The sequence below is a fragment of the Endozoicomonas sp. ALB115 genome, from assembly GCF_049310245.1.
Lineage (GTDB): Bacteria > Pseudomonadota > Gammaproteobacteria > Pseudomonadales > Endozoicomonadaceae > Endozoicomonas.
Genome location: NZ_JBLYZG010000034.1, coordinates 45260 through 59432, shown reverse-complemented (window position 1 = coordinate 59432; position 14173 = coordinate 45260). Strand labels below are relative to the sequence as shown.

Below are 14173 nucleotides of genomic sequence, written 5' to 3'. Positions count from 1 at the left end.
CATCCTTGAAAGGGTCTCAAGAACGAGGGTAACGGTTATTGAAAAAGACTGCGTCGCTGGCTGGAAAAGGGTGGCCGGATGTTACCGGAATGGGTGGCCGGATGTTACCGGAATGGGTGGCCGGATGTTACCGGAATGGGTGGCCGAATGTTTCCGGAATACCCAATCCTCCTCTTTTAGTTATGGCACTGCCGCATAGGCAACAATTTCACAGAGCATTTCCTCTCATGCCAATCCGGCTTCTTTTTTCAGTATGATGTGGAGTAATCATAGAGCTGAACTGGTATAAAGAGACAACCAAGCAAGCGGTACTTTGTAGAGTCGGCCAGTCTGCAAAAGTACCGCCACCAATTGTTCAGATCACTAATGTGTCCGAGCTCTTTAGTAGGTTCAGGAATTCATTGGTATCCCGTATATCCAGCTTGATCCTGAAGTGGTCGGCCAAGGCATAAACAGATGGGTTCACATCGGCATCATCTTTGATAGCCGCATTGATCCGCTCATTAATGGCTTTTAAGCGTAATCGGTCTTCTGCCAGCTTTTGGATACTCTCAGCGTTAAAGGCATCTGTATTGAGTTTTATTTGTTCAATACGATGGCTGAATATCTCTTCCACTCTTTTGGAACGTAACTCGGCTTTTATTGAAAAAAGGTCAGCCTTGTTCAGAAGATAAACAACTATTGTTGAGGCTATTCCACTCAGGGTTGTCATAGTAATGTCCTTGACAAACCCAGGCATAGCGGAAAGCGGACCTTTCAACAAGGTGTTTTCCAGAGTAAATACGGCGAAAGTGGCCGCTGTTGCGGCAAAGAGCTTGACGATTGCATCAGCTTTCTGGGCTCGACTCATCTCTGATGTGGGACGGGTAAGAATTTTAAAGGCCCCAACCAAGGCCGAAAAACCCTCTGAGATAATGCGCATGACACTACGAAACATCCCTGTCACTAAGTCCAGAACACCCTGAACTAACACTTTGAAAAAATTCTTTATGAAGTCTTTCAAGGACTGCGCTAATGTCGGAAGGATTTCCCGTCTTACATAGGCCATAATGCGAGTGAATCGGAACTTTAAACCTTCTATAGCATCCGATTTGTTTACGCCTTTACCAAACCCGTTACGGATAGCATCATTCATCTCAAACAGTAATGGTTTAATGAAGAGTAGTATTGCGTGGCCAATGGCTTGATAAGCTGTCTGCTCTCCCACTTGTTTGCCTGCTTTGAAAGAAATATTGAGTTTTGCGTTCTTTGCATTTTCTATGGCTTTTTGCTGTGCATTTGTCAGCATTTCTGACACTGCTTGTTTTTCTTTCTCCTTGGCAGCATCATAGGTTTTGTTGCTATGGCGAGATAGATTTTTCAGCTGCTTTTTTTCGCTGGGACTTAAGCGTTCGCCACTGTCTGCTTTTTTCTGCAGTGCATCCTTGGTCGCACGCATTTCCGCAAAACTTTTGGCACCTTTAGCACGGTTAAAACTATTGGATATCTCAATCAGGTTATAGTCACCATCGGTAATGGCTTGCAGATCCAGATTTGTCAGAAATGCATTTTTAGCATATCTATCGTTGATCTGTTTTACTGGTACCACATGATCGGTGTCTGCGGCTTTCCTCTTGTGGCCTTTATTTTCCGCCACAGCCTGTTTGCGATAAACAGTTATACGGCTACCGTCTTCGTTGAACTCAATTGAACTGTATGCTTGTTTGTTTCCCTTGAAGTGCCGATCCTTGTTCGCCTCCAGGTTTGTACGCTTGGTCATGGTTTTGCGTACTTTTTCATCATAATCTCTTGGTGTGCGCATAGCCTCTAGCTGCTGCTTCTGACTGACCGGAGTTTCTGCAACAGAACGGCTGTGATGGTCATAATCGAATGTTTGTATCTCTTCCCAGAGTCGGCTTGCGGAAAGTCCTGTTCTGTCCAGTTTGAGAGACCTGTGGCTGATAATTCCATCCAGTAGATTAAAAGCAATTGGTTGAACCAGTTCATTCACCATGTTCTGGCCTGACTCAAACTCTTCATAGATATCATTGAGAACAGTCAATGAGTCCCGCTGTTCAAAGAGTTCCATGTCTATCAGCACCCGGCTTGCCTGCAGAGGGGATGCCTCTGCAAGCGCACGAGTCATGGCTGAAACATCGAACTGCGGTTGTTGATAATTCGACATAATCAGTTCGTGCCTTCCTTAAGCAGCCTTGAGGGTCTGGGTCATTTGGTAGAGCTTTTGAGCGGACCTTGTTTCCTGTTCAATAACCTCACCAGTCTGAGAGAGATATCCCATTCTGGACATCTGCTTCAAAACAATGGAGAGGTTAAAGAGCGCTTGAAACTCTTCAATGTGAGTAACAGGTAGCAGGCGAAAATCTAACTTGCTACTGAACAGTTCCGGAGAGGCACTCAGCTGGGCAATGCGCTGCGTATTGATACCGTATTCGAAGCGGTCCAACAGTCTGGCGTAACTGATAATCAAGCCATCGAAATATTCTGCAACATTATTGATTGAGCTGATTATTTGGTCAATTTTTACCAAATGGGCATCCATTTTGGCAATTTCTTCGTCAATACGTTTCGCTTCATCCTTAACCTGCTGGAGGGATTCTTTAGCCTTCTTACGGGAGAAAAAACCCAAAGTCAGTACAGAGAGGGCCACTTCTTTGAAAGAAAGGTTATTGAAGTCGATTTTGAACAGATCCTGCTTTGTCCGAACCCCGGTTTGTGTGGAAATTTCCAGAATCTGGTTATCGAAGTACTCTTCAAAAGCAGTGCCAGCAACCCTGACATTATGCAAACGATTTCCAAGGCGCATAAAACGTGGGAATTGCTCATTATATATGGCTTTTTTGTAACCATTGATCGCCATGATTTGCCGCTCAATTTCCTGGCTTTTTAGGGCGACCGCATCTTCGTATTGACGTTGTTTATCCTCAAAGCGTTGAACTGTCTGCTGGTGCAGCCGTTCAGCTTCTTCGAATTTGTCTTTACCAGTAACCGCATTCCACACTTTGGAAGCAGTTTCTTTTACCTTGGTGCAAGCACTTTTTACAGTATTAACAACCGTTGATGCAGCACTCTTGATGCTACTCCACATTCTCCCAAACATGCTTACGCCCCTACCATTCTATAGCCTTCAGAGACCATATCGTTCATTGCCAACACCCAGCGCTCTATTTTACTAACTTCAAAGCTTTCCATATCAAAGTTTTCAACTACCCGGTTCATAAAATCACGCTCGGCGTCACAAGCTTCGTGGTCGGCGAACATAATCCCGAAAAGCTCAATAAGGACAGCCCTTCTTGCAGAAGGCTCTTTAGCTGCAAGCCTGGTAATGGATTGGGTAATATGCTTTTCACTGGTCAGGGGTTGATATCCAGTGAGTTCACATTCATGGACAAAAGCGTCATAGATAGACAGCTCTTCCTGTTTGCTCTCCCCATCCAGTTGCATGAGGTGGAAAGCCAGGTTGAGGAAATGCTTGCGCTCTTCTTTGGATAAAATATTCAAAAACATCCGAAAATCCTTGTTAACTGTCTATTACAGACTCTGTATCTTGGTAAAAATCAAAACTCAACGCGGTTGACGACTTCACCCGCACTGTTGTATTGGTACTCGAAAATCAGATTTTCGTGATCATCAAACTCTTCGCCCTTAACCATTCTGCCACGGTCATCAAATGTCATCCTGTACTTCAGGGCTCCGTCAGCAAAGGTTTGGGAAGCTACCTTTTTATTGTCCTCGTAGATGATTTCTGTAGTCTGACCGGAAGACTTGTCCTCAATTTTGGACACCTTACACTCACCAAGATGCTTAACAAAATCATCGTTTTCAATTGTCAATTCTTTCCCGTTGGCAAGGGAGTTGGTTAATTCGACGGCATTATCTATCTTCAGGTTCTGGATCAGCCCGCCAATCTGTCCAAACAAGATGCTATTGTTCTCCGCCTGATGACTGGACATGGAATCCAGATGTTCTTCAATTTGCGTTTGTGCAAGTTTGACAGTGTTCTCTAGGGTTTTCTGAGATTGAGTCAGGACTGTCTGAAGGGATGATGTAGCTCCAGTCTGCTGCTCACCCAGATGATCCAAGTGATCTGTAATTTTGGCATGAGCCTGAGTTACGGTATTGTTGAGGGTAATCTGATTCTCAACGAATACATCCTGCAAGTATTCAGTGCTGCTGGCTTGATCTTTACCCAAGCTGTTTAAATGTGCAGCAAGTTGTGTATGTGCATGACTTACAGCGTTATCAAGGGAAGTGTGGTGTTCAGTCAGAGCGCTATGCAAGCTCTCTGCCTTGTTGATTTGAGCTTTGCCCTGTTGATCCAGTTGCGCTGAAATTCGAACTCTTACATCTTTTACTTCATTATGAAGGGCAGCCTGTTGTTCGGAAAGGAATTCTTGTAAAGATTCCGTATGGCTACGATTTTCATCGGCAAGGTGACCCAGCTGTTCGGCCAGTTGCGTTTGTGACTGGTTAACGGTGTTATCAATGGATTCATGGTATTCGGCCAGAGCTGTTTTCAGGGAGTCAGCATCAAGGGATTGTTTTTCAGCCAGCTTACCAAGCTGATCTGTAATCCTCTCCTGTACCAGAGTCACAATACTGTCGAGACAATTACGATGCTCGGTAAGGGTACTCTGGAGGGAGTCAGTATTACACGCCTGTTTCTCATCCAGAGCCTCCAGTTTTTCAGTAAGCTGTTTTTGAGCCTGGTTTACGGTTTGGGCAAGTGAGATATAGTGTTTGTTAAAAGTTGCCTGCAGGGACGCAGTATTGGTAGTCTGAGCATCATTCAAAAGCCTAAACTTACCAATAAGCTGGGCGTGATATTCGCCAATCTTGGTACTGGTCACATCAAGGGCATTACCAAGTGCTTTCTGCACAATACCTAATTGCTGCAATTGTGAGTGATTTGCTTTGTTTACCAAGTCCAGAATATTTGCTTCAGTCTTGGATATGACGTCATGCACTGAAGTGAATTGGTTCCTTATGTCACCAGTAAGGCTATTCACAAGCTTTTTATGTAATTGGGTCTGATCTTCATGGGCTTTGAAAACAAGAGATGTAACTGCTTCTTCAAAGGCTTGAACTTGCCGCTCTACCTTCTCGCCCTTCGACTCTATTAATTGCCGTATGGTCTGTAATCGGTTGTCAGCGTCATGATTCAATTGGGTGAGGGTATCGACCACAACATTCCCACTACAAGAAATAGCATTCTTAAGAGATGCATTTGCTTCAGTGGTTTGTAGAGCCAGACTGCTTATAGACGAGGATATATGTGAACTAATCTCATCTTTTTGTAGTAGTTGCTGAGCCCTTAGGCCTCTGCTTTGTACAATGAGATAGATACAAATGCACAAATTAAGAAAGCAAAAAGACAGGGTGGCAGCGGGGAGTTGAAAAAATATCTGTTCCATATCGTGTACTTTTTGTGCGGCAATGTATGCCAATAAAAATGTAATGCATGGTAATACACCAGCCCCCCTGTGTCAGCATAGTTGTCGCCTCTCCTGAATTTAGAAACCTAAACAGGGGGCGGCCAATGAGTGATCAATGGCCCGCTATTCAGAAGAGCTCAAAGAGTCCATCATTCAGAAGATGATGCCACCAAATAATGTGCCTGTTTCTCAGTTGGTACGTGATACTGGTATCTCTGATGTGACTCTTTACACTTGGTGAAAGAAAGCTTTATCTCAAGGAATACCTGTGCCAGGCGATGGAAAAAATCCAGATCAGTGGACACCTGAAAACCAATTAGCCGTAATCATTGAAACAGCGGCCTTAAATGAAGCAGAAATGGCTGAATATTGTTGTAAGAAAAGGCCTTTTTGCTGAACAAATTGAACAGTGGAAACGAGCCTTTATTAGCGGTGTGTCGCCCAAATCTGTCAGACCATCAGAACAACGTAAGGCCTTGACGGTTGAGCAGAAAAAAGACAAGCAAACCATGAGGAAACTCGAACCCGAACTCAAGCGCAAGAACAAGGCATTAGCAGAAACTGCTGCCTTGCTGGTACTCACAAAAAAGGCCCGAGAGATCTGGGGGGAACCAGAGGACGATTAACCCCTCTCCCGGATCGCCAAATTGCATTCAACCTGATCACACAGGCCGTGAAAGCTGGTGCACGCCAGTCGAAAGCTTGCGAGGCTCTTGGCCTTTCAGAAAGAACCGTACAACGTTGGACCCGGGAGGATGCTGTTCAGGCAGATAACTGCAAAAATGCCAACCGGCCTGCTCCCGCTAACAAACTGTCGGTGGAGGAGCGACAGGCGATTATTGATACCTGTAATAGTGATCGCTTTAAAAGCCTGGCACCCCAGTCAGATCGTCCCGGTATTAGCCGATGAGAACCAATATATCGGATCTGAAAGGACGTTTTACCGGGTATTGCACGAGAAAGGTCAACAGTAACTGTTTGGTGATCCCATCCAATGTTCGCGATTACCAGGGGCTGCAGCCATATTGAACTTAAGTACAGGTGCTTGTAGCCCTTGGTAATCAAGGGTCAATAAGGTTTCAGCGAACAGTTACGGTCAACAACACCACCGTGGGCGCGCAGCCAAGCCCAGTCACAGAAAGCCAACGTCGTATTGTGCTACCGGGCCAAATCAGGTCTGGTCGTGGGACATTACCTTTCTTGCGCTCTCCTGTGCGTGGCCAGTTTTACTATCTCTATCTGGTGATAGACATATACAGCCGTATGATAGTGGCTTGGGAAATCCATGAGAATGAGTCTGCTGAACATGCCTCGCAGATGATTACCAAAGCCTGTATTCGCCACGGAATAGCAGCTTTGGAGAGGACATTGGTCTTACATTCAGACAATGGCAGCGCTATGAAAGGTGGCACTATGTTGTCCACACTGCAGAGGCTGGGCGTGGTCAGCTCATTCAGGAGTCCAAGGGTTAGTGATGACAATCCGTTTGCTGAAGCCATTTTCAGAACTCTGAAGTATAGGCCAGGTTATCCATGCAAATCGTTTGCTGAGCTTGAGGCGGCTCGCAACTGAGTGCATGGCTTTGCCCAGTGGTATAACGAAGAGCACAGGCACAGCGGAATCAAATTCCTTACGCAGGCTCAAAGGCATCGAGGGGAAACCAAAGAGCTGATGGATAACCGGAAAAAGGTATATCAGTTGGCTAAGCTGCGTCATCCTGAGAGATGGGGCAAAAGAGCAACCCGGAACTGGAACCTGACTGATGAAGTCTGGCTGAATACTGACCGATCTGCTGTCGGGCAGCTAAGTCAGGCTGCGTGAGTTAAGGCAACAACTATGTTGACAAACACCGCAGCGTTCCAGGCAGGGGTGACCTAAGTCGAGAACTTGATAGTCTGTAAGTTGTTAGCAGTTAGTCCCATGGACAATAATGCACAACAAGCGCATCCTGCCCGGATTTAGCACTGAGCAGGATTAATAATAACTATGGCAAGTAATGAAAGTCAGCTGACAAAAACATGTATTAGGCTTGCGACTCACCGAGATTTTTTATTGTTATTACTTACAATTTGATGCAGAAGTCTCTTTATTTCCCTGTTTTCAGCTCTAAGTTCCATTAACTCTTTTTTGATGTCGTTATTATTGTCGCTGACCATTTCATCTACAAAAACAGCATTGGCAAGAGAGAGAGCAACAAATCCACCTAGAATCAGAACGCTGATGACAAACATGTTAATCGCATAATAAAGACTATCGCTCCCCAATGATTTGGCTGCTTCTGGCGCAGCGCCCCAGTTCTCAATGGTGAATATTTGGAAGATTGTATTCATCGCGGTTAGGGGGTTGCCAAAGAACTCAGGCAGATAGTTTGAAAATAGTGCATATCCAAGCATTGAGAAAAAAACCAGCATGATAGCCAGTAGGATCAGGATAGCTTTGGACGCAACTATGGCTCTTGCTAACCCGCGAAGGATATGCTCTGTATTTGGCAGCAGACGCAGTATTCGTAGTAGAGCAAGAATCCGGAATATCCGAAGAAAGGCCACGCCAGACGTTTGCAAAGCCGGAAAAAGCAGTAGGAATAAACTTCCTGTGAGGATTGAGAAGTCAAACCGGTTTTTTCTCGAATGGATGTAACCACGCCATGAATAAGCGTTAATTTTCACGAATGCTTCAATTAGGAAGTAGAGAGTTAAAACCCAGTTGAAAGTATAAATACTATGATGGCTTAGGGCATCATTAGTAAACGCCATTATGACAGCCAAAAAGATGACCAGGGCGGTGACCTTCTCGTTCAGAAAGAGCCTTTCCAGGAAGGATTCAATGAAACCCTTGGGTTGTGACTTGATGTTGGTACTACTCGGCATGTTGTCTCGGCTTGGGAATTACAAACTTAAGTCAGGTGTAGCCATTAACAATTCTGGACTTTTGAGGAGGATATCACCCTTTGCCGACACCAAACAGTCGTGATGACATCACAACTGATATGGCGTAAGTGCATTCAAAACCCACGCCCTACCACTTTAATCTCCACTACGAAATCATAAGCCTCCAGTCTACAAGGAGGCAAGCATGTCTACACACTCCCTCAGAGAGAAGTGGCAACAACGCGTTCAATCCTTGCGTGATTCCGGATTAAGCCAGAGCACCTGGTGTAAGCAGCACAACCTCAGACCAAACCAGTTTTGGTACTGGAGAAAAAAACTGGATGAAGCTTCTTTGCCCGTTACCACCACAACACATAAAGAGGATAAGCCTTCTGCCTTTGTACAAGTCATTCCTGTCTCCCAGGCTGAAGTCGCAGGCACCGCTCTTTCATCGCTCAGCGTCACACTGCCCAGTGGGTTAACGGTCACAGGCTTTGACCAGACCAATCTGAAGTTAGCACAACAACTCATAGGGCTGCTCCAATGAGTCTGCCGGTTATGCGTCCTCCAGTGACCCTTCCCAGAGTCTACCTGCATTGAGACCCGGTCGATTTCCGGAAATCTTCCAAGGGGCTGGCCGTTCTGATTGAGCAGGAGCTTGGCCATAACCCTTTCAGCAGCGAGCTGTATGTTTTCACAAACCGGCAGCGAAATAAAATCAAATGCTTATTCTGGGAAAATACTACTGATCTTGAAGCCTTGATAAAGGTCATTGATCAGCAGGCGGATGTCATTGAGAAAAAATCCTGTGTCATCGCTGAGCAAAAAAAGCGTATCGCCCTGTTGGAAGAGTATTTACGACTTGAGCGAGCCCGCCTTTATGGTCGTAGCTCTGAAAAGAGCAGCCTGCAGGGGGAAATCTTTGATGAAGCAGAGTTGGTTGATTGTGGTGAAGAGGTCCAGAATGAGGCTTCGGAGACAGAAAAGAAACATAAAAAGTCTCAAGGCCGTAGACCACTGTCGCCTTCCCTGCCTCGCTTCCAGGAAAAAATAGAACTGAGTCCTGAAGAGAAAGAAGGGGCTATCGACACCTTCTTCAGCAAAGTCCGGGAAGAGCTGGATATCATCCCTGCCAAGGTGAGAGTAAAAGAGATCCTTCAGGAGAAGGCGGTATTTTTGGAGTCGCAAGACGACAATCAACCAGAAAGACGAATCATCAAAGCCGCTGAGTTGCCCAGGCATCCTATTCCCAAGTCAGCAGTGACAACCTGCATGCTGGCCTACATCATTGTTGCCAAGTTCTGTGATGCCCTGCCTCTGTACCGGCAGGAAAAAATCCTCGCCCGCTACGGTGGTTCGGTCACCCGCACGACTATGGCTAACTGGTTGATGCGTCTGTCCCGGCAACTTCAGGGACTGATCAACCTGATGTACGACCATCAGCGAACAGGACGAGTGATTAATGCTGACGAAACCCGGATACAGGTGCTTAAAGAACCCAGCAAGGCAATAACATCGGACAAATACATGTGGGTCACACTGGGTGGGCCACCGGGACAAACCGCCGTGTTGTTTGAATATGATCCTTCCCGAAGCAAGGAGGTTCCCCTGCGCCTGTTTGAAGGGTTCAGTGGCTACAGAAAAACGTCACCCGGCTGATACCGGATAGTCTTACCCATAAGGCCATGAGCTATGCCCTGAACCAGTGGTCAAAACTGGTGGTTTACTGTGAAGACGGACACCTCAACATTAGCAACGCGGCAGCTGAGAACGCTATCCGCCCCTTCACTGTGGGTAGGCGTAACTGGCTCTTTGCTGATACCCCGAAAGGTGCCAAAGCGAGTGCAACCTACTACAGCCTGATTGAAAGGCGAAGGCCAATGGACTGGAACCGTTCGAATACCTGAGTCACATTTTGAAAGAACTGCCTTATGCCGACACGGTTGAGAAACTGGAGCAGCTTCTGCCTTGGGCAGTGAAAGCATCTAAAGGATAAGTCGTAAAGTTTGGGCTGGCTATGACGATGGTTTTATTGGCGCTTACGTTCTTTTCGATGTCCCTCTCAAACATCGCGAACGAAATTATGTGTTCGTCCATTCAGGTGAAGGTTTTGAAAATCAGGTATCTTGAGTAGATTTGACCAAAAATCTCTAATATCAGCCAAAAGCTGTAAGGAGCGAATCACGGTAGACAGGATTTATTATGCCCATTTCATTGGCAATTATGATTGAATCCTCTCGAGGCAATAAAGGGAACTGATCGTAGATTCTAATTACAGCAGGTTCAAATTCCAGCAGGAGGTAGGTATGGTACTCAAGATCAGATAAAAAGTGGTGAGTGTGAGCCATTTTAATGCCTTTGACCTTTCTGGACCTTCCTTTGGAGGGTACTTCTCTTACTTCAAGCCAAGGTTTACAGACTCCCTCTTCTGAAGTTTCAACCACTTGTTTGTCCACCTCTCAACGTCTTTCTCTGTAACCTTACTTCTCTTAGTTTGCATCACTACCTCACTGTCAACCACAGGCTTGATTGGACAGTGAGAAATATAGTTTAGATCTAAGGTTTGTCGACAATTTAAATTTGGTGTCGACATTTTTGCACCTGTGTCGACACTTTTAATACATTTCTACAGGAGGTTCGTTAAACAACAGACCCCAACTGGAAGATTGGCAGATACATTGCCACAATCAAGCCACCGACCAGTACACCCAGCACCGACATGATGATGGGTTCCATAAGGCTGGTCATGCCATCAACCATATTATCCACTTCTTCTTCATAGAAGGTGGCGACTTTATCAAGCATCTCATCCAGAGAGCCTGACTCCTCACCGATAGAGACCATTTGTATCGCCATAGGCGGGAATATTCCGGTGCTTTTCATGGCAAACTGTAGCTGCTGACCGGTGGATACATCTTCTTTAATTTTTCTTGCCGCATTGGCATAAACGACATTGCCAGCAGCACCGGCGACCGAGTCGAGCGCATCGACCAGGGGAACCCCGGCGGCAAAGGTGGTTGACAGGGTTCGGCCAAAACGGGCAACGGCGGATTTATCCAGAATTTCACCAATAATCGGCAGCTTCAGCATCAGGCGATCCAGACCGTCTCTGGCTGCCTTGGATGACTTCAGTGTCCGTGATATCAGGAAGCCGCCAGCGACCAAAGCGCCGAGGACGATATGCCAATATTCCTGGACAACCTCTGATATGTTGATGACAACCTGGGTAAAGGCGGGTAGCTCAGCACCGAAGCCCTGAAAAACCTCTTCAAATTGAGGGACTACCTTCACCAGAAGGATGACGGTAACGATCATAGCAATAAGCACTACGGCAATTGGATAGTTCATCGCTTTCTTGATTTTTGCCTTGAGGGCTTCGGTTTTTTCTTTGTAGGTAGCGATTCGATCCAGCAATGTCTCAAGTGCTCCGGACTGTTCACCAGAGGCAACGAGATTGCAGTACAGGTCGTCAAAATAATCCGGGTGTTGTCTGAGGGAGTCGGCAAAAGTACTGCCAGAGGCTACTTCATTCTTGATCTTGCCAACCAGATTTCTCATGGCCTCTTTCTCGATACCGCCAGAGGTAATGTCAAAGGCCTGAAGCAGTGGTACCCCTGCCTTCATCATGGTTGCCATCTGGCGGGTGAACAGGGCTATGTCCATGGGCTTGACTTTGCCCCCACCGCCAAGGCTCAGGGAGAGGCTTTTTTTAGAGACTTTGGTCGCCAGGATGCCCTGTTTTCTAAGCTCAGCCTTGACCAGCGCAGCACTGGCACTTTGCATTTCCCCTTTGATCTTTTTGCCGGCTTTATCTTTGCCCTGCCAGACAAAGGTGGCTGTTTTGGTTGGTTTTGCGGCCATTGTATGCGCGATCCATAGCTGTTCTTCTTGATGAGCAGATTATAAGTTTACTTTCGCCCAGTTTATATCAGGGCGTTCATAAAAACAGATAATCCTCTGAAATTGAGAGCTGATTACTGTTTGTTTCGGTCAAATACAGTGGGTCATTAGGGCCTGCTGAGGTTTCACTGCACGTTCAGCGGGATGTGCAGTCTGGCTTTTATAGCCGCCTTCAGGCTGCGGTGAGCCGGTTTGATTAGATCCCCGGTCCACCTTGTGGAAGTAGGCTGCAGGAGCCAACGGACCTGTTACCCTTGGTCAACAGAGCCTGATCTGTCGTGTGTTTTTAATTGAAAACTTCGGTTCGCTGGAAACCGTCCACATTGATCGCAGTCAGGCTTTTACCCCAGACGCAGCCAGTGTCCAGGGCGTGGATATTATCATGACCACTGACCCCTTCCAGCGCTGCCCAGTGACCAAAAATGATCTGCTCTCGAAAGCAGGGGCTCCCGGAAAAGCTGAACCAGGGCGCATAACCGTTTTTCGGGACAGACCCTTTGCTTTCCAGGTCCAGCACGCCATGGTCATTGCAGAAACGCATCTGGGTAAAGTAGGCTGCGGTAAGCCGTAGCCTTTTCTTCAGCTTAAGCTCATCATCCCATGGCTGAGGTTTGGTGTTTTTGAAGATCTTTTTAAGCCATTTGACATGGTCTTCAGAGCGTAGAGCCTGCTCCAGTTCCCGGGCTTGTTCGATAGCCTGGTCAATAGTCCAGACAGGAGGAATACCGGCATGCACCATGGTGATCTTTCTCTGGTCGTCATGGTGCAGCATTGGGCGAAAGCGTAGCCACTGGAGCAACTCATCAGCATCAGGGGCTTCCAGCACTTCAGTCAGGGTGTCTTTGCTTTTCTGCTTGCGAATGCCACAGGCCACGGCCAGAAGGTGCAGATCGTGATTCCCGAGAACGGCGATACAGCTATTGCCAAGACTTTTCAGGTAGCGCAGTGTTGCCAGAGATTCTGGGCCGCGATTGACCATATCACCAGCAACCCAGAGGACATCGTGGTCAGGGTCAAACTTGAGTTTATCCAACAGTTGTCGCAGAGGGTCATAACAACCCTGGATGTCCCCGACTGCGTAGGTGGTCATTGGCTGTTCCCGGGCTGTTAATGTTGTCTATCAGTCAAGTAGTCGGCTATTCGAACAAAATCGGCAAGGCTCAGTACTTCTGGCCGGGCGGCAGGATCCATGGCCAGTGTTTCAAGCTCTTCTGCCTTGAGATGCTGCTTGAGTGTATTACGGATGGTTTTACGCCGCTGGCTGAAAGCATCCCGAACAACCTGTTCCAGTTTCAGAATGTCTTTACAGGGATGAGGTAGCTCATGATACGGAGTCATTCGCACGATGGCTGAGTCGACTTTGGGCGCAGGCTTGAATGCTCCGGGCCCTACCGTAAACAGGTAATCGACCTTGCAGTAATACTGCGCCATGATACCCAGGCGGCCATAGTGTTTTTCCCCCGGTGCGGCAGCCAGGCGCTGAACCACTTCTTTTTGCAGCATGAAGTGCATATCCTGAATCATGCTTGCAAAGCTTAACAGGTGAAAGATTAACGGGGTTGAAATGTTATAGGGCAGGTTACCGATGATGCGCAGTGGCCGGTCATCGGTTGTCAGGCTGGCAAAATCGAACTTCAGAGCATCGGCTTCGTGAATATGAAAGTTCGGGTTCAGGCCAAAGCGCAGGAGCAGAGTAGGAATCAGGTCCCTGTCCAGCTCTACCACGTCCAGTCCACCGGCACGCTCAAGCACGTCGGCGGTCAGGGCTCCCTGGCCGGGACCAATCTCAACCAGATGCTCGCCATGTTTCGGGTTGATCGACGCAACGATCTCACCGATAACGCCATGATCGTGAAGAAAGTTCTGGCCGAAACGTTTGCGGGCCTTATGGTAAGGAACGTCTGTCTGGGGCATGAGGAGTATTGCTCATCTGGGGAGAAACAGTCGATGACCATCAGCCATGAAAAATAGATT

General features: G+C 47.0%; 11 protein-coding genes and 3 pseudogenes. 5 read left to right on the top strand and 9 right to left on the bottom strand.

All coding sequences use genetic code 11. The features are described 5' to 3' along the window. The coding region (locus ACO6VE_RS15395; protein WP_422462150.1) for a hypothetical protein at positions 1–199 on the top strand (199 nt) is incomplete at its 5' end. Between the two features lie 156 nt (positions 200–355). Here the strand turns inward: ACO6VE_RS15395 and ACO6VE_RS15390 are convergent. Genes ACO6VE_RS15390 through ACO6VE_RS15375 form a run of 4 tightly spaced genes read right to left on the bottom strand, consistent with a single transcriptional unit; the run spans position 356 to position 5411 of the window. Then, on the bottom strand, positions 356–2164 hold the full coding sequence (locus ACO6VE_RS15390; RefSeq protein ID WP_422446809.1) for a hypothetical protein: 1809 nt from the start codon (positions 2162–2164) through the stop codon (positions 356–358). Between the two features lie 18 nt (positions 2165–2182). Next, positions 2183–3097: a hypothetical protein gene (locus ACO6VE_RS15385; protein ID WP_422462148.1), complete on the bottom strand. Its 915-nt coding sequence runs from the start codon at positions 3095–3097 to the stop codon at positions 2183–2185. A gap of 2 nt (positions 3098–3099) precedes the next feature. Further along, positions 3100–3504, bottom strand: coding sequence for a TerB family tellurite resistance protein (locus tag ACO6VE_RS15380; RefSeq protein WP_422446805.1), 405 nt, complete (start codon positions 3502–3504; stop codon positions 3100–3102). Between the two features lie 50 nt (positions 3505–3554). Continuing rightward, positions 3555–5411 carry a hypothetical protein gene (locus ACO6VE_RS15375; RefSeq protein WP_422462146.1) on the bottom strand — a complete coding sequence of 619 codons (1857 nt, stop codon included), beginning with the start codon at positions 5409–5411 and terminating at the stop codon, positions 3555–3557. A 136-nt stretch (positions 5412–5547) separates the two neighbouring features. Here ACO6VE_RS15375 and ACO6VE_RS15370 point away from each other — a divergent pair. After that, positions 5548–7253 (top strand): annotated as a pseudogene (locus tag ACO6VE_RS15370) (IS3 family transposase). Positions 7254–7468: 215 nt separating this feature from the next. On the opposite strand, the gene ACO6VE_RS15365 reads toward ACO6VE_RS15370, so the two are convergent. After that, positions 7469–8299, bottom strand: a complete 831-nt coding sequence (locus ACO6VE_RS15365) for an ion transporter (RefSeq protein WP_422462144.1) — start codon at positions 8297–8299, stop codon at positions 7469–7471. Between the two features lie 205 nt (positions 8300–8504). On the opposite strand from ACO6VE_RS15365, the gene tnpA reads away from it, so the two are divergent. The 3 genes and pseudogenes from tnpA (at position 8505) to ACO6VE_RS15350 (ending at position 10295) form a co-directional block, all read left to right on the top strand. Next, positions 8505–8846 carry an IS66 family insertion sequence element accessory protein TnpA gene (gene tnpA, locus ACO6VE_RS15360; protein WP_422446791.1) on the top strand — a complete coding sequence of 114 codons (342 nt, stop codon included), beginning with the start codon at positions 8505–8507 and terminating at the stop codon, positions 8844–8846. Positions 8847–8932: 86 nt separating this feature from the next. Further along, positions 8933–8983: pseudogene (locus ACO6VE_RS15355) on the top strand (hypothetical protein); the annotation flags it as partial. A 33-nt stretch (positions 8984–9016) separates the two neighbouring features. Beyond that, positions 9017–10295: pseudogene (locus tag ACO6VE_RS15350) on the top strand (IS66 family transposase). 160 nt (positions 10296–10455) lie between these two features. Here ACO6VE_RS15350 and ACO6VE_RS15345 read toward each other — a convergent pair. From ACO6VE_RS15345 to rsmA, 4 genes are all read right to left on the bottom strand, one after another. After that, complete coding sequence (locus ACO6VE_RS15345) at positions 10456–10755, bottom strand: hypothetical protein (protein ID WP_422446789.1); 300 nt, start codon at positions 10753–10755, stop codon at positions 10456–10458. Positions 10756–10939: 184 nt separating this feature from the next. Then, positions 10940–12160 (bottom strand): type II secretion system F family protein, encoded by a 1221-nt coding sequence (locus tag ACO6VE_RS15340; RefSeq protein WP_269673042.1) that lies wholly within the window; start codon positions 12158–12160, stop codon positions 10940–10942. Between the two features lie 325 nt (positions 12161–12485). Next, positions 12486–13289, bottom strand: coding sequence for a symmetrical bis(5'-nucleosyl)-tetraphosphatase (locus ACO6VE_RS15335; protein ID WP_422446787.1), 804 nt, complete (start codon positions 13287–13289; stop codon positions 12486–12488). A gap of 17 nt (positions 13290–13306) precedes the next feature. Then, on the bottom strand, positions 13307–14113 hold the full coding sequence (rsmA, locus tag ACO6VE_RS15330; protein WP_422446785.1) for a 16S rRNA (adenine(1518)-N(6)/adenine(1519)-N(6))-dimethyltransferase RsmA: 807 nt from the start codon (positions 14111–14113) through the stop codon (positions 13307–13309). Positions 14114–14173 lie beyond the last annotated feature (60 nt).